The following is a 14875-nucleotide window of genomic DNA, read 5'->3' on the forward strand; positions in this document are numbered from 1 at the left end:
TCGTACCGGTGATTCCGAGACTGAGAGCAGGTTTCGTCCATGGCATGTCGGATCAGTGAGCTTGTGCTCGGTTGTCGCGACCCCGAGGTGCTGGCGCGGTTCTGGTGCGAGGTGCTGGACTTCGTCGTGCTGGACCGTGACGGGAACGAGTTCTTCGAGATCGGGCCGCGTGAGGGGTTCGGCGGGCCGCAGCCGACGATCATCCTCAGTCGCCGGGACGAGCCGGAGCCCGGCAAGTCCCGGCTGCACATCGACGTGAACGCCACCGACCGGGATCAGGACGCCGAGCTGGAACGCCTCCTGAAGCTCGGGGCGCGGCCGGCCGACATCGGGCAGACCGGCGAGGAGTCGTGGCACGTCCTCGCCGATCCCGAGGGCAATGAGTTCTGTCTGCTCAAGGCCCGGCTCGGGCCCCTCTGAAGTCCCCTCTGAGCATGCAGAAACTCAGGCCCTCCACCGGGAGCCACAGCTCCGTCGTCGCCGTCGTGAAGTCGGCCGCCCGGTCCAGGATGGAGACGATCGACGGGCCGGGGCGCAGGCGCCACGGGTTGGAGGGGAACCACTCGGACGCGGTGGCCGCCCAGGTGGTCTGGAGGGCGTCCGGGTAGGGGCCCGAGCTGCGGAAGACCGCCCACGTGCCGGCCGGAACCTCGATGGCGTCGAGGTCGTCGGGGGCCGGGGTGTCCCCGGAGACCGCGACGCCGTGCAGGTAGGTCAGCTCCGTGCCCTCCGCACTGTCCTGGGCCACGTCGTCGCAGACCTGGAGCAGGCCGGCCGGGTCCGTGTCGCCGAGGGACTTCAGGCGGGCGTGGGCCTCCTGGGGGAGTGCGGCGATGTGCTGCTGGATGTGCGGGTTGACGCCCTCGTGGATCAGCGGGACGCGGGTCGCGTGTCCGATCAGGCGGAAGGCGGGGCGGTCGGCGAAACGGGTGTCCATGGAGGTGCTCCCCTCGACGGTCAGGCGGAACCTGAGCTGCGGCTGTGTCCGAAGGGGGCCTCCGTCACGGCGTACGTCGCGCGGGGCGGCGCCGTGGACCGACCGGAACGCGCGCCCGAACGCCTCCGTGGAGCCGTATCCGTACCGGACGGCGATGCCCAGCAGGTCGTCCCCGCCCCGTACGACGTCGGCGGCGGCGACGGTCATGCGGCGCCGGCGGACGTACTCCGACAGCGGCATGCCCGCCAGCGACGAGAACATCCGACGCAGGTGGTACTCGGTCGTGCCGAGCGTCGCGGCCAGCGCGGGGACGTCCGGCTCCTCGCCGAGGCGGTCCTCGACCAGGTCGACCAGGTGGTTCAGTGCCGAGATCATGAGGCCTCCCTTCGGCATCCACCGTGGCAGGGGGCGCCGCCACGGCGCCCGATCGCTGCGGTTCGGTTCGGTCGGCGCCCGCCGCCCCCGCCGGTCAGGGGCCGGGCAGCTGCGCCTGGCCCGGGTAGCTGCGGAGTCCGTCGAGGACGATCACCAGACAGCGGCGCCACAGCTGTGACGGCTGCTCGGCGGGCAGCGCCATCACCGCGTCGATCATCGCCGCGATCGGCGCGAGGTCGGCCTCGGTGACCCCGTCGCGCAGCGCGCCCTCGGCGCGCGCCCGGGCCAGGAGGTGCTCGCAGTGCGCGGTGATCGCCTGCCGTGCCCGCGTGAGAGCGGCCCCCTCCACGGTGCCCCGGCGCATCAGTTCGCGCAGCCCGCGGTTGTGCGCCGCCCGTGCCAGTGCCTTCTCCAGGAAGCCGGCCAGGGCGCCGAAGGCGTCGTCCGCGTCCCGGGCCTCCCGTGCCATCGCCGCGATCTCTTCGAGTTCCTCGCCGAAGACGGCCTCGGCCAGTGCCTGCTTGTCGGGGAACTTGCGGTAGACGGTGCCGACTCCGAGCCCGGCGTGGTGCGCGACGTCGTTGAGCGTGGCCTGCAGCCCGCGTACGGCGAAGACCTCCCGCCCTGCCTGAAGGATGCGGCGGCGGTTCAGCTCCGCGTCGCGCCGGAGCGGGCGCGCCGGTGCCGCCGTCGGTGCTGGTGCCGGTGCCGCGTCCGTTTCCCCGGCCTCTCGCTCGCTGCTCATGCCCGCCCCTCTGCCGGCCGCCCTGACCGCACAATCGGATAGATCGTATCCGCTTCGAGTGGGATCCGTGGTACCGTCCCGATGCCAGTAAGCGGATATGGCATATCCACATATGGCTGAGGAGCTGGGGATGCGGACCGTGGTCATCACCGGAGGTACCGACGGGCTCGGCAAGGGGCTCGCGCTGCACTACCTGCGCCAGGGGGAGCGGGTGATCGCCGTGGGCAGTACGCCCGCCAAGGGCGAAGCCCTGCTCGCCGAGGCGGCGGCGCTCTCCGCAGGCGGCCGTGCCGTCTTCCTGCCCTGCGACCTCACCTCCGTCCGGACCGCCCGCGAACTCGTCACCGCGATCGAGAGCACCTGCCCCTCGGTCGACAAGCTCGTCCTCTGCGCCCAGCGGTACCGGCTCTTCGGGCCCCGTACCGTCACCGCCGAGGGGTTCGAGCACAGCTTCGCGCTCGCCTACCTGAGCCGGTACGTCCTCAGCCACGGACTGCGCCACGCGCTGGAGTCCGCCCCGCGGCCCGTCATCATGAACGTCGGCACCCCCGGCACTCCGCTGGGCCGGATCCACTGGGACGACCTGCAGCTGGAGAACGGGTACAGCGGGACCAGGGCCACCCTGCAGTCCTTCCGCGCCAACGACCTGCTCGGCGTCGCCTTCGGCGCTGTCCACCCCGAAACGCCGGTCCGCTACGTCGGGTACAACCCCGGAGTCGTGGCGACCGGGATGCCCGAGCACCTGCCCCAGCCCCTGCGCACCGTCACCAAGGCGGCCTTCGCCCTGTTCGCCACCCCCGTGACCAAGGCGGTGGCCCCCATGGTCCGTCTCCTGGACGGACCCCCGGGCGAACCCTTCACCGCCTACCGCACCTCACGCCGACTCGCCCTGAAGGGAGCGGCCTTCGACCGGGACGCCGCCCTGCGCCTGCACCGTCTCACCGCGCGGGCGGTCGACCCGGCGCGGTGGCCACCGGCGGCTGGTCCGGCCACGTGAAGGCGTACCCCGGATCGCCGCCACGGGCCAGGCGTACGTAGCGGAGCAGCTCGCGGACGATTCCCGCGTTGCCCATCGCCCAGCCGGTCTGCGGTTCGAGCTCACCCGGCGTGGACCGGAAGTCGACGTTGGACCAGCGGGCGCCCTCGCCGTCCCGGATCGCGCGGGCGGTCAGGTCGGTGACCAGGACGTCGGCGAAGTCGGACGCGTCCCGCTGCTCGGCGATCCGGTCGCAGGCCAGGGCCAGGACGCCCGCGGTGCCGCAGCAGCGGCCGTTGTTGTCCCAGAAGCCGGGGCGCAGCCGCCGGGGGAGGCCGGAGTGGGTGACGGTGTGCCAGCAGCGGTCGGCCAGGGCGGTCCAGGCGGGGTCGGACGTGACGTCCCGCAGGGTGCGGAAGAGCTGGGCGTCGCCGGACGGGCCGTGGCACCAGCCGTAGCTGACCGGGTCGATCAGGTCGGGGAGGAACTGCGGGGTGGAGTGCGGGGCCAGGAAGCCGTCGGGGCCCTCGGAGTCCCGCGCCACGACGTCGGCGGTGGCGGACAGCGCCAGGTCGAGCAGGTCCCCGCGGCCGGTGGCGCCGCCGACGCGGGCGAGGGCCAGGGCGATGCCGAGGGTGCCGTGCGAGACGTGGTGCAGGCGGGAGTCGGTACCGGGGCGGTGGGGCCAGTGGACGCCGTTCGAGGTCTGCTCCGCCGTCCGCAGGTACGGTTCCACCGCCAGGACGGCCAGGTCGGGGTCGCCGCACAGGAGGGCGCCCAGGCCGATGCCCGCGTTGCCGCCCATCAGCTCGAACAGCTCGCCCCAGCGGGTGCCGTCGAAACGGGAGCGGACGAGGCGCAGGGCGCGGTCGGCGGCGTCGCCCGCGGCCGTGTCGCCCAGTGAGTCGTGGACGGACCGCAGGACCAGGGCCAGCCCCGTGCGGCCGAAGTACAGGGAGTCGTCGTCCAGGTCGTCGACGCGGGCGGCGAGGTCGCGGGCCGCGTGCAGGGCGGTGTCGGCGTACGCGTCGTCACCGAAGTGCCGCCACGCCTCCAGGAGTACGGGGACGGTGCTGGCCGTGCCGTTGTAGAGCATCGGCTCCACGGCGTCCTCCGACGGTCTGACCGGCCAGGCGAGGCCGCCGTCGGGGGTCTTGCGTGCCGTCGCCGTCAGCCAGCGCAGCCCGTCCACCGCGATGTCCTCGGCCTCGTCGACCGCCACGACCGTGGTTCCTGGTGCCGTCATGGGGTCACTCTCGCACCCGGGGGCCCGTCCCCATGGGGCGGCGGGGTCAGTTCACCGTCGTCAGTTCGCCGTAGTCAGGTGATGCGCGCGGCCTCCCCGGCGCCCCCGCAGGGCCCGCCACACCGCCCCGAGGGCCAGCGACTGGACCAGCGCGGAGAGCACGATGCCGCCGATGAAGAACCACGTCGGGGCGTCGCCGCCCCAGCCCGCCTCGCCGAGCCAGGCCACGAAGCCGAAGGCCGGGAAGGTGAACAGGGCCGGCCAGACCCAGATGAGGGACGCGTCGGGGCCGGTCGCGAAGAGGGGCTGCGCCGCGGCGACGGCCATCGCGCCGCCGACCAGGCCGAGATAGACCGCCGAGACCCGGTTGGTGACGCTCAGGCGGGTCAGGGCGCGTATCCGGGTGGTGAGGGTGGTCGTCTTCGTCTTCGTCATCGGGTCTCGGGCTCCCCGTGCTCGTCGTCTACGTCCGGCTTCCAGGCTTCCGGCTTCCTGTCTCCAGGGTCGGACGGGAGCGGGGCCCGGACCTGAGTACCCGTACTCAAGTCGCGGGACGCGGTACCTGGCCGGAAGCCCGGCACGCCTTCTGAGGGAGCCCTGCCCGGCTCATGCCGACAGGGGGACTTCGTGGATCTCGTCCGCCTTGTGGCCCGCCCGTTCGTGCACGCGCTGGACCGCCTCGGCCGACGGCCCCTCGGAGAGGCAGTAGATCGTGCCGGACGCCGGGTCCGCCCACGCCTGTTCGAAGTGGACGCCCTCGTCCTTCTCCAGGGAGAGGTCGGCCTGGTGGGCCTGGTGCAGCTGGTCCGAGGTGATGCCGTGCATCCCACGGTGTACGTCCATGAAGTGAGCCATGGTGCCTCGCACCCCCTTCAGGGTCTTTCTTCCAGGGTGCGCCCGTGTGACGGCCGGGGCGAACCCGGCCGTCACACCACTGTCCGCCGCCTGCCGCTACCGCGTCAGCCGCACTGGCAGGGGCTGCCCGACTGGCAGCCGCAGCCGCAGCCCGAACCGCAGCCGCAGGCGGCGATCAGCGGGAGGCTGCGGATCTCGGTGGGCTGCTCGGTGGGGCGTTCCTGCGCGGGGTCGGGCTTCGTGCTGGGGGAATCGGCCATGGTTCCTCCTGGAAGCGGGTGCCTGGGACCCGGGTGTATGAGTCCATTGCACGCACCGATCGGCCGTCGCATCAACGGCGCACGGAAGCGAACGCGCGCCCCAGTGCGCCGTTGACGCGCGCGGGACCCAGGCGCTCGGGCCCCAGGCGCTCAGGCCCCCTCGACCTGTGTCGCCGGCTGGATGTCCGCCTGGAGGTCGTCCGCGTGCTCGCCGGTGACCAGGTAGACCACCCGCTTGGCGACCGCGACCGCGTGGTCGGCGTAGCGCTCGTAGTAGCGGCCCAGCAGGGTGACGTCGACCGCCGTCTCGATGCCGTGCTTCCAACGGTCGTCCATCAGGTGCTGGAAGAGGGTGCGGTGCAGGAGGTCCATCGCGTCGTCGTCCTGCTCCAGCTGGAGGGCCAGGTCGACGTCCTTGGTGATGATCACCTCGGCGGCCTTCGCCATCAGGCGCTGGGCGAGCTGGCCCATCTCCAGGATGGTGGCGTGCAGGTCGTGCGGCACCGCACGCTCCGGGTAGCGCAGCCGGGCCAGCTTGGCCACGTGCTGGGCCAGGTCGCCCGAGCGCTCCAGGTCGGCCGACATCCGCAGCGAGGTGACGACGATGCGCAGGTCCGTCGCCACCGGCTGCTGCCGGGCCAGCAGGGTTATCGCCCGGGCCTCCAGCTCGTGCTGGAGGGCGTCGACCTTCTGATCGGCCTCGATGACGGCCTCCGCCAGCTTCAGGTCGGAGTCGAGGATCGCGGTCGTGGCGCGTCCGATGGCCGACCCGACCAGCCGGGCCATCTCCACCAGACCGTCACCGATCGAATCAAGTTCCTCGTGGTACGCGTCCCGCATCAGGTTTCCCTCTCGTACGTCCGTTTCGGGGGCTCGCAGACGGCCTCGCGCCCCTCGCCGTGCCCCCACGCTTACACGTTCCGGCCTGTACGCGTCCGTTTCCGGCACCCCAAATGAACCGTCCCTGGCTCCAAGGTGAACTCTGGGCGACGAGTGTTCGAGGTCGCACCCCGATGGCTGGGGTGGGACGGTTCGCCGTGCCTAACCTGGAGACATGGACGTGAACGCGGCGGTCGCCGCAGCGGCAGCGATCGCCGGAGTGCTCACCGGTGTCATCGCCGTGCTGGCGTTCCGCTGGAGCGAGCGGGAGCAGAAGCGCCCCACCCGCACCTCGCTGCACACGGACCCCGTGCTGCCGCCCGGTGTCGACACCGTCCTCTCGGTACTGCGCTCCTCCGCGGTCGTCCTGGACGAGGCCGACGCGGTGGTGAAGGCCAGCTCGGCGGCGTACGCCCTCGGCCTGGTCCGGGGCGGCAAGCTCGCCGTCGAGCCCATGCTCCAGATGGCCAGGGACACCCGGCGGGACGGCGAGATACGGCAGGTCGAGCTGGACCTGCCCCGGCGCGGGAACGGGCGGGGGGAGGCCCTCGCCGTCTCCGCGCGGGTCGCGCCCCTCGGTTCGCGGCTGGTGCTGCTGCTGGTCGAGGACCTCACCGAGGCCCGCCGCATCGAGGCCGTACGGCGCGACTTCGTCGCCAATGTGAGCCACGAGCTGAAGACACCCGTGGGGGCGCTCTCGCTGCTGTCCGAGGCCGTGATGGACGCGGCCGACGACCCGGAGGCCGTGGAGCGGTTCGCCGGCCGGATGCAGATCGAGGCGACCCGGCTCACCAACCTCGTCCAGGAGCTGATCGACCTCTCCCGCGTCCAGAACGACGACCCCCTCGACGACGCCGAGCCCGTCCGGGTGGACGAGCTGGTCGCCGAGGCCATCGACCGCTGCCGGCACGCGGCCGGCACCAAGCAGATCACCATGGCCGCCGGAGGAACGGCGGATCTGCACGTACGCGGCAACCGCGGCCAGCTCGCCGCCGCCCTCGGCAACCTCGTCGAGAACGCCGTCAACTACTCGCCGGCCCGCACCCGCGTCGGCATAGCCGCCCGCCGTGTCGCCGCCCCCGGCGGCGACCTGATCGAGATCGCCGTGACCGACCAGGGCATCGGCATCTCGGAGAAGGACAAGGAGCGCGTCTTCGAGCGCTTCTACCGCGTCGACCCGGCCCGTTCCCGGGCCACCGGAGGCACCGGTCTGGGTCTCGCGATCGTCAAACACGTGGTCGCCTCGCACGGCGGGGAGGTCACGGTGTGGAGCGCCGAAGGCCAGGGCTCCACCTTCACCCTGCGACTGCCGGAGGCGGGCCTAGCCCGCGACCGCGCGCAGCAGCGGTCCGACCGCCCCGGGCTCAGCGACGAGACCGAGCGGTCGTCCTCATCCCCCCATACATCCGCGTACGAAACGTTTCCCGCCCCGGAGGTCCTTCCGTGACCCGTGTGCTCGTCGTCGAGGACGAGGAGTCCTTCTCCGACGCCCTGTCGTACATGCTCCGCAAGGAGGGCTTCGAGGTCGCCATCGCGACCACGGGCCCCGACGGACTCGACGAGTTCGAGCGCAACGGCGCCGACCTCGTGCTCCTCGACCTGATGCTGCCCGGCCTGCCGGGCACCGAGGTCTGCCGCCAGCTGCGCGGCCGCTCGAACGTTCCCGTGATCATGGTGACCGCCAAGGACAGCGAGATCGACAAGGTCGTGGGGCTGGAGATAGGGGCCGACGACTACGTCACCAAGCCCTTCTCCTCCCGCGAGCTGGTCGCCCGCATCCGTGCCGTACTGCGGCGGCGCGGCGAGCCGGAGGAGGTCGCCCCGGCCGCCCTGGAGGCCGGGCCGGTCCGCATGGACGTGGACCGGCACGTGGTGACCGTCGGCGGCACCAAGATCGACCTGCCGCTGAAGGAGTTCGACCTGCTGGAGATGCTGCTGCGCAACGCCGGCCGCGTGCTGACCCGCATGCAGCTGATCGACCGGGTCTGGGGCGCCGACTACGTCGGTGACACCAAGACCCTCGACGTCCACGTCAAGCGGCTGCGCGCCAAGATCGAGCCCGACCCCGGCGCGCCGCGGTACCTGGTGACGGTGCGGGGACTGGGCTACAAGTTCGAGCCGTAGGCCGGCCCACCGGCCCCGCGGCCGGGCCGTCCGCCGCCGGACACGGCGAAGGGCGGGACCTCACGGAGAGGTCCCGCCCTTCGCTCGTACGCCGGTGCGTCCGTACGGTGCGTCCGTACGGTGCTCAGTGGCCGGCTTCGGTGCCCGTGCCCGTGCCCGTGCCGGTCTGGTCGGTGTCGCCGGTGGCCTCACCGGAGGGCCGGCCGGTGGACCCGCCCGCACCGGCGGTCTCGCCGTCCGCCGGAGCGCCCGAGGACTCCCCGTCGGCAGGCTCGCCCGAGGTCTGCGCGGAGGCCTCACCGGAGGGCTGCGCGGAGGCGCCCGGGGCCGCCGGGGTCTCGCTCGGGCCCCACTCGGAGAAGTAGCTCTCGGCGGGGACCACGAACGCGCGCAGGCTCACGGCGCCGGTCTCGCTGAAGTTGAAGGTGATCTTCTGCGCGTTGCCGTCCCGGATCGCCTCGCGGCTGCTGGGCAGGACCGCGGCGGCGTTGTCCTTGCCGCCGAGGACCAGGGAGCCGCCCGCCGGAACGGTCAGGCCGCCCTTCTCGCCCTTGGCGGGCTTCAGCTCGGCGGACTTGTCGGTGCCGGACACGGTGACCGACTCCAGGGTCTGGTCCTTGTCGCCGCCGTTGAACAGGGTGGCGGAGACCACGGCCGGGCCGGTCGATTTCAGGTCGGGCTGGGTGATGACGACCGCGTTCTGGACCTTGATGTCGCCCACGGAGGTCGCAGCGTTGTCCGGCTTGATCTCCAGCGTCTGGGCGTTGTGACCGGCGCCGCACGCGGCGAGCGAGGCGATCGAGAACGCGATGGCGGCGGCGGCGAGGGCACCGCGTCGAAGGCTGCTGCTCACGGCGGCGGCAACTCCTTGGACTCGAGCGGGGTGGCGGCAACGGATAAAGCCGCCCTAAGTGGCTGTCAGCGGCCTTAGGCTACCGAGCCGTTCTCGGGCCGCCGCACCCGACCCTCCCCGAAGACACCCGGCTTCGCTCGGCAGGCGGTAGCGCCCGGGCGCGGTGGCGACGCGGTACGGGTGGGGTGCGAGTGCCCTCCCGATGGGGTCCGGGCGCCGGTCCTTGTTGTTCCGGCGGGTCGTTTAGCGGGTCGTACTCGTCCGACATTCAGCTATGAAGCCCTCCGCCATACAGGTAGCGGATCGGTGCGCGAAATTTCCGTGAAGGAATGCGCGGGCGGCCGGAAATTGATCACCGGCGGGCCGGCCGGGGTGCTCCGTGATCAATTCCGGATTCGTCCGGAAGCCCGCCACGGCCACCGAACGGAGTAGCGGAAGTCGCACGCATGGAACCGGACATATCGGGACATTCGGGCGGGTGGCGGGGGCTCCGGATGTGTGTGACGTGCGTGTTTCACCCGGCCCGGAGAGCCGCTCCGACCTGCGAATACTTTCTTCCGCCGGCCCGGCGCAGCACGTTCCTGTCGCTGTTGTCAAGCCCCGAGATATGCCCTGACCTGCGAAAACGCCATTCAGAAGACGCCGTTTCCGTGTTACCCTGGATAGCCACGGAAGGGGTACCTGTCACATGACGTTCAAGGTTGGCGACACCGTGGTCTATCCCCATCACGGGGCCGCGCTGATCGAGGCTATCGAAACTCGCCAGATCAAAGGCGTGGACAAGACCTACTTGGTGCTGAAGGTCGCCCAGGGCGACCTGACGGTACGTGTGCCAGCGGACAATGCGGAGTTCGTCGGCGTGCGTGATGTGGTCGGTCAGGACGGGCTGGACCGGGTCTTCGAAGTACTGCGCGCGCCGTACGCCGAGGAGCCCACGAACTGGTCGCGTCGTTACAAGGCAAACCTGGAGAAGCTCGCCTCCGGCGACGTCATCAAGGTCGCGGAAGTCGTGCGCGACCTGTGGCGCCGGGAGCGCGAGCGCGGACTCTCCGCAGGTGAGAAGCGCATGCTCGCCAAGGCCCGCCAGATCCTGGTGAGCGAGCTGGCTCTCGCGGAGAACACCAACGAGGACAAGGCGGAGGCCCTGCTCGACGAGGTGCTCGCCTCCTGACCTGAGGCGAGGCGCAGACCGTCAGCCACTCGGTTCAGCGCACTGAAATGCCGCGGTGCCCGATGACATCCTTGCTGTCGCCGGGCGCTGCGGCATGTTCGTACCCGGACACGGGTTCCGGCATCCGGACGTCCGGGTGCCCTTGGTCCTCGTACGCTCATCCCGGGAGGTTTCCCCGGGTCCTGGCGTGCCGGGCCCGGGCTGCTGGCTCGACCAGGGTCACGGAAGGGTCCGGTCAAGGCGTCGCGCCCGGCACGGTGAGGCCATACCCAACTAGGTCGAGCACACAAACCTGACAGGAACCGATGTCTGACGAATCGCGTCCCTCACCCATCGAGACGTCTGCCGAGACGTCCGCCGCGGACCGTCCGCGTCCCAGGACCGCCGTCGTGATCCCGGCCGCGGGCCGGGGCGTACGGCTCGGTCCGGGCGCCCCCAAGGCCCTGCGCGCGCTGGGCGGCACGCCCATGCTCATCCACGCGGTCCGGGCGATGGCCGCCTCCCGCGGGGTCTCCCTCGTCGTGGTCGTCGCCCCGCCCGACGGCGCGGGCGAGGTCAAGAGCCTCCTGGACGCGCACGCCCTGCCCGAGAGGACGGACTTCCTCGTGGTGCCCGGCGGCGAGACGCGGCAGGAGTCCGTACGGCTCGGCCTGGACGCGCTGCCGCCCGAGTACGACATCGTCCTGGTGCACGACGCCGCCCGGCCTCTGGTGCCGGTGGACACGGTGGACGCGGTCATCGACGCCGTACGGGAGGGTGCGCCCGCCGTGGTGCCGGCGGTGCCGCTCGCCGACACGGTGAAGCAGGTCGAGCCCGCCGCGGTGCCGGGCGACCCCGAGCCGGTGGTGGCGACGCCGGAGCGGGCGCGGCTGCGTGCCGTGCAGACCCCGCAGGGCTTCGACCGCGCGACGCTGGTGCGGGCCCACGGGGCGGTGACCGACGACGTCACCGACGACGCGAGCATGGTCGAGCAGCTCGGGCTCGCGGTGGTGGTGGTGCCGGGGCACGAGGAGGCGTTCAAGGTGACGCGCCCGCTCGACCTGGTGCTCGCGGAGGCGGTGCTGGCGCGCAGGAGGCTGAACGATGGGTTCTGAGGGCTTTGCGGGGTCTGAGGGCTCCGGGGCGGGAGAGCGGCTGCCCCTGCTGCCGCAGGTCGGGATCGGTACGGACATCCACGCCTTCGAGGACGGGCGTGAGCTGTGGTGCGCCGGGCTGAAGTGGGAGGGCGAGGGGACCGGGCTCGCCGGGCACTCCGACGCGGACGTCGTCGCGCACGCGGCGTGCAACGCGCTGTTCTCCGCGGCGGGGGTCGGGGACCTGGGGCAGCACTTCGGCACCGGGCGGCCGGAGTGGTCCGGGGCGTCGGGGGTGACGCTGCTGACGGAGGCGGCGCGGATCGTGCGGGCGGCGGGGTTCCGGATCGGGAACGTCGCGGTGCAGGTGGTCGGGGCGCGGCCGAAGATCGGTAAGCGGCGGGGGGAGGCGGAGGCCGTGCTCTCCGGGGCGGTGGGGGCGCCGGTGTCCGTGTCGGGGGCGACGACGGACGGGCTGGGGTTCCCCGGGCGGGGGGAGGGGCTGATGGCGGTGGCCACGGCGTTGGTCGTGCGGGTGTCTTAGGGCGGGGGTGGGGCACCCCGCGTGGCCTGCCGTGCGGGTTCCGCCCCGCGCCCCGCCAGGGGCTCCGCCCCTGGACCCCGTCCTGCGCCCACCCACCACCCGACTCGCGGGGACAAGGGGCTGGCGCACGGGGTTCGGCTCGCTGGGGACAAGGGGTCGGCCCGCGGAGGGCCGGCGCCCGGGGGGCAAAGGGGTCGGCTCGGCTCACTGGGGCGGGAGGGCGTGGGCTTCGCGCTTCGTGGGGGTCCCGGTGTCTTGCGACTCGGTCCGGCAACAACGCGGGACGTGTGCCCTTGGCACTGCTCGGCGCCTACTACCCTGGACGCGTGACTATTCGCCTGTACGACACCAGCGCCCGGCAGATCCGTGACTTCGCCCCCCTCACGCCGGGCTGCGTCTCGATCTACCTCTGTGGCGCCACCGTGCAGGCCGCCCCGCACATCGGGCACATCCGGTCGGGGCTGAACTTCGACATCATGCGCCGCTGGTTCGCCCACCGCGGCTACGACGTCACGTTCATCCGCAACGTCACCGACATCGACGACAAGATCATCAGGAAGGCGGCCGAGCAGGGCCGCCCCTGGTGGGCCATCGGGTACGAGAACGAGCGGGCGTTCAACGACGCCTACGCCGCCCTCGGCTGCCTGCCGCCCACCTACGAGCCGCGCGCCACCGGGCACATCACCGAGATGGTCGAGATGATGCGCGGGCTCATCGAGCGCGGACACGCCTACGAGGCCGACGGCAACGTCTACTTCGACGTGCGCTCCCTGCCGGGCTACCTGTCGCTGTCCAACCAGGACCTCGACGACCTGCGCCAGCCCTCCGAGGACGGCGAGACCGGCAAGCGCGACCCGCGGGACTTCGCCATGTGGAAGGCGGCCAAGCCCGGGGAGCCGAGCTGGGAGACGCCGTGGGGGCGGGGGCGGCCGGGCTGGCACCTGGAGTGCTCCGCGATGGCGCACAAGTACCTGGGCGAGGAGTTCGACATCCACGGCGGCGGGATCGACCTGATCTTCCCGCACCACGAGAACGAGATCGCCCAGGCCCGCGGCTTCGGCGACGACTTCGCCCGGTACTGGGTGCACAACGCCTGGGTCACCATGAGCGGCGAGAAGATGTCGAAGTCGCTCGGCAACAGCGTGCTCGTGAGCGAGATGGTGAAGAAGTGGCGGCCGGTCGTGCTGCGCTACTACCTGGGCACCCCGCACTACCGCTCCACCATCGAGTACAGCGAGGAGTCCCTGCGCGAGGCCGAGTCGGCGTACGCGCGCATCGAGGGCTTCGTGCAGCGCGTGACCGAGCTGGCCGGCCACACCGTGGAGCCGGCCGCCGAGGTGCCGCCGGCCTTCGCCGAGGCGATGGACGACGACCTGGGCGTCCCCCAGGCGCTGGCGATCGTGCACACCACCGTCCGGCAGGGCAACAGCGCGCTGGCCGCCGACGACAAGGACGCCGCCGTGGCCCGGCTCGCCGAGGTGCGGGCCATGCTCGGCGTCCTCGGCCTGGACCCGCTGGACGCGCGGTGGGCCGGGGAGCAGGAAGAGGGCGAGGACCTGCGGCACGTCGTCGACGGCCTCGTACGCCTCGTCCTCGACCAGCGCGAGGCCGCGCGGGCGCGGAAGGACTGGGCCACCGCCGACGCCATCCGCGACCAGCTCGGACAGTCCGGACTGGTCATCGAGGACAGCCCGCAGGGTCCCCGCTGGAGCCTCGGTTCCCGCTGACCCGGCGGCGCGGCGGGACCCGCTCCCGTAGATCGATTGTGCCGCCCGGCCCTCCGGGCGGCACACTGCACAAGACGCACGTACGACGCACACTCCCGTAGAGAGCGGAGACAGGTAACTCATGGCCGCGAACAACCGCCGCATGTCCGGCAAGAAGGGCGCGCAGGTCGGCAGCGGCGGCAAGCGACGCCGGGGCCTGGAAGGCAAGGGGCCGACGCCCCCCGCCGAGATGCGCAAGGGGCACGCCAAGCAGCGCGCCGCCAACGCGAAGGCGCGCCGCACCACGGGGCGCCCGCAGCCCCGGCGCGGCGGCGGCCGGTCGACGTCCGAGCTGGTCGTCGGCCGCAACCCGGTCTACGAGGCGCTGCGCGAGGGTGTGCCCGCCTCCACGCTCTACGTCCAGCAGTTCATCGACAACGACGAGCGGGTGCGCGAGGCGCTGCAGCTCGCCGCCGAACGCGGTGGCATCAACCTCATGGAGGCGCCGCGCCCCGAGCTGGACCGGATGACCAACGGGCTCAACCACCAGGGGCTCGTGCTCCAGGTGCCGCCGTACGAGTACGCGCACCCCGAGGACCTGGTCGCCGCCGCGCACGACGAGGGCGCGGACCCGCTGATCGTCGCCCTCGACGGTGTGACCGACCCGCGCAACCTGGGCGCCGTCGTCCGCTCGGTCTCCGCCTTCGGCGGCCACGGCGTCGTGGTGCCCGAGCGGCGCGCGGCCGGCATGACGGCGGGCGCCTGGAAGACGTCCGCCGGGACGGCCGCCCGCACGCCGGTGGCCCGCGCCACCAACCTCACGCGGGCGCTGGAGTCGTACCAGAAGGCCGGCATCACGGTCGTCGGTCTCGCCGCCGACGGCGAGGCCGAACTCGGCGACCTGGCGGCCCTCGACGGTCCCGTGGTCATCGTCGTCGGCAGCGAGGGCAAGGGCCTGTCCCGCCTCGTCGGCGAAACCTGCGACTTCCGGGTGCGGATCCCGATGCCGGGCGGGGCGGAGTCCCTGAACGCCGGTGTGGCGGCGGGGATCGTGCTGTACGAGGCGGCGCGTCGCCGCTCCTGAACGAGTGTTCGCGGCGTAGCTCGAACGGGGTGTTCGAGGCTGTCCGG

General features: G+C 72.3%; 17 protein-coding genes. 9 read left to right on the plus strand and 8 right to left on the minus strand.

Annotated elements, in window-relative coordinates; all coding sequences use genetic code 11:
- The first annotated feature begins 39 nt into the window (after positions 1-39).
- Positions 40-420, plus strand: coding sequence for a VOC family protein (locus tag ACZ6IM_RS33935; protein ID WP_052842918.1), 381 nt, complete (start codon positions 40-42; stop codon positions 418-420).
- Here the strand turns inward: ACZ6IM_RS33935 and ACZ6IM_RS33940 are convergent.
- Both ACZ6IM_RS33940 and ACZ6IM_RS33945 read right to left on the minus strand, forming a co-directional pair.
- Positions 395-1312 (minus strand): AraC family transcriptional regulator, encoded by a 918-nt coding sequence (locus ACZ6IM_RS33940; protein WP_469561962.1) that lies wholly within the window; start codon positions 1310-1312, stop codon positions 395-397. The two genes, ACZ6IM_RS33935 and ACZ6IM_RS33940, sit on opposite strands and share 26 nt — an antisense overlap.
- 94 nt (positions 1313-1406) lie before the next feature.
- On the minus strand, positions 1407-2057 hold the full coding sequence (locus ACZ6IM_RS33945) for a TetR/AcrR family transcriptional regulator (RefSeq protein WP_052842916.1): 651 nt from the start codon (positions 2055-2057) through the stop codon (positions 1407-1409).
- A 130-nt stretch (positions 2058-2187) separates the two neighbouring features.
- Here ACZ6IM_RS33945 and ACZ6IM_RS33950 point away from each other — a divergent pair, with 130 nt between their 5' ends.
- Positions 2188-3054 (plus strand): SDR family NAD(P)-dependent oxidoreductase, encoded by an 867-nt coding sequence (locus ACZ6IM_RS33950; RefSeq protein WP_052842915.1) that lies wholly within the window; start codon positions 2188-2190, stop codon positions 3052-3054.
- On the opposite strand, the gene ACZ6IM_RS33955 is transcribed toward ACZ6IM_RS33950, so the two are convergent.
- The 5 genes from ACZ6IM_RS33955 to phoU form a co-directional block, all read right to left on the minus strand.
- Entirely contained in the window at positions 2996-4279 is a 1284-nt protein-coding gene (locus tag ACZ6IM_RS33955; RefSeq protein ID WP_469561966.1) for a lanthionine synthetase LanC family protein, read from the minus strand. The genes ACZ6IM_RS33950 and ACZ6IM_RS33955 overlap by 59 nt on opposite strands.
- Positions 4280-4339: 60 nt before the next feature.
- Positions 4340-4714: an SCO4225 family membrane protein gene (locus ACZ6IM_RS33960; RefSeq protein ID WP_469561969.1), complete on the minus strand. Its 375-nt coding sequence runs from the start codon at positions 4712-4714 to the stop codon at positions 4340-4342.
- 171 nt (positions 4715-4885) lie between these two features.
- On the minus strand, positions 4886-5134 hold the full coding sequence (locus tag ACZ6IM_RS33965; protein ID WP_052842912.1) for an SCO4226 family nickel-binding protein: 249 nt from the start codon (positions 5132-5134) through the stop codon (positions 4886-4888).
- A 104-nt stretch (positions 5135-5238) separates the two neighbouring features.
- On the minus strand, positions 5239-5394 hold the full coding sequence (locus tag ACZ6IM_RS33970) for a hypothetical protein (RefSeq protein ID WP_164883312.1): 156 nt from the start codon (positions 5392-5394) through the stop codon (positions 5239-5241).
- Between the two features lie 150 nt (positions 5395-5544).
- Positions 5545-6234, minus strand: coding sequence for a phosphate signaling complex protein PhoU (phoU, locus tag ACZ6IM_RS33975; RefSeq protein WP_052842911.1), 690 nt, complete (start codon positions 6232-6234; stop codon positions 5545-5547).
- Positions 6235-6448: 214 nt separating this feature from the next.
- Between phoU and phoR the strand changes: the two genes are divergently transcribed.
- Entirely contained in the window at positions 6449-7720 is a 1272-nt protein-coding gene (gene phoR / locus ACZ6IM_RS33980) for a two-component system sensor histidine kinase PhoR (RefSeq protein WP_052842910.1), read from the plus strand.
- A gap of 5 nt (positions 7721-7725) precedes the next feature.
- Positions 7726-8397, plus strand: a complete 672-nt coding sequence (gene phoP / locus ACZ6IM_RS33985) for a two-component system response regulator PhoP (RefSeq protein WP_465269107.1) — start codon at positions 7726-7728, stop codon at positions 8395-8397.
- A 124-nt stretch (positions 8398-8521) separates the two neighbouring features.
- On the opposite strand, the gene ACZ6IM_RS33990 is transcribed toward phoP, so the two are convergent.
- On the minus strand, positions 8522-9250 hold the full coding sequence (locus tag ACZ6IM_RS33990; RefSeq protein ID WP_469561976.1) for a copper chaperone PCu(A)C domain-containing protein: 729 nt from the start codon (positions 9248-9250) through the stop codon (positions 8522-8524).
- A gap of 688 nt (positions 9251-9938) precedes the next feature.
- Here ACZ6IM_RS33990 and ACZ6IM_RS33995 point away from each other — a divergent pair.
- The 5 genes from ACZ6IM_RS33995 to rlmB all read left to right on the plus strand — a co-directional run bounded on the left by ACZ6IM_RS33995 (position 9939) and on the right by rlmB (position 14828).
- A complete protein-coding gene (locus ACZ6IM_RS33995; protein ID WP_003953493.1) occupies positions 9939-10421 on the plus strand; it encodes a CarD family transcriptional regulator in 483 nt (160 codons plus the stop codon).
- A 305-nt stretch (positions 10422-10726) separates the two neighbouring features.
- Complete coding sequence (gene ispD, locus ACZ6IM_RS34000) at positions 10727-11515, plus strand: 2-C-methyl-D-erythritol 4-phosphate cytidylyltransferase (protein WP_469561979.1); 789 nt, start codon at positions 10727-10729, stop codon at positions 11513-11515.
- Complete coding sequence (gene ispF, locus ACZ6IM_RS34005; RefSeq protein WP_052842906.1) at positions 11505-12038, plus strand: 2-C-methyl-D-erythritol 2,4-cyclodiphosphate synthase; 534 nt, start codon at positions 11505-11507, stop codon at positions 12036-12038. Before ispD ends, ispF begins: the two co-directional genes overlap by 11 nt.
- A 326-nt stretch (positions 12039-12364) precedes the next feature.
- Positions 12365-13765, plus strand: a complete 1401-nt coding sequence (cysS, locus tag ACZ6IM_RS34010; RefSeq protein WP_052842992.1) for a cysteine--tRNA ligase — start codon at positions 12365-12367, stop codon at positions 13763-13765.
- A gap of 121 nt (positions 13766-13886) precedes the next feature.
- A complete protein-coding gene (gene rlmB / locus ACZ6IM_RS34015) occupies positions 13887-14828 on the plus strand; it encodes a 23S rRNA (guanosine(2251)-2'-O)-methyltransferase RlmB (RefSeq protein ID WP_052842905.1) in 942 nt (313 codons plus the stop codon).
- Positions 14829-14875: the final 47 nt, after the last annotated feature.

It is taken from the genome of Streptomyces sp. NPDC042336, assembly GCF_055581985.1.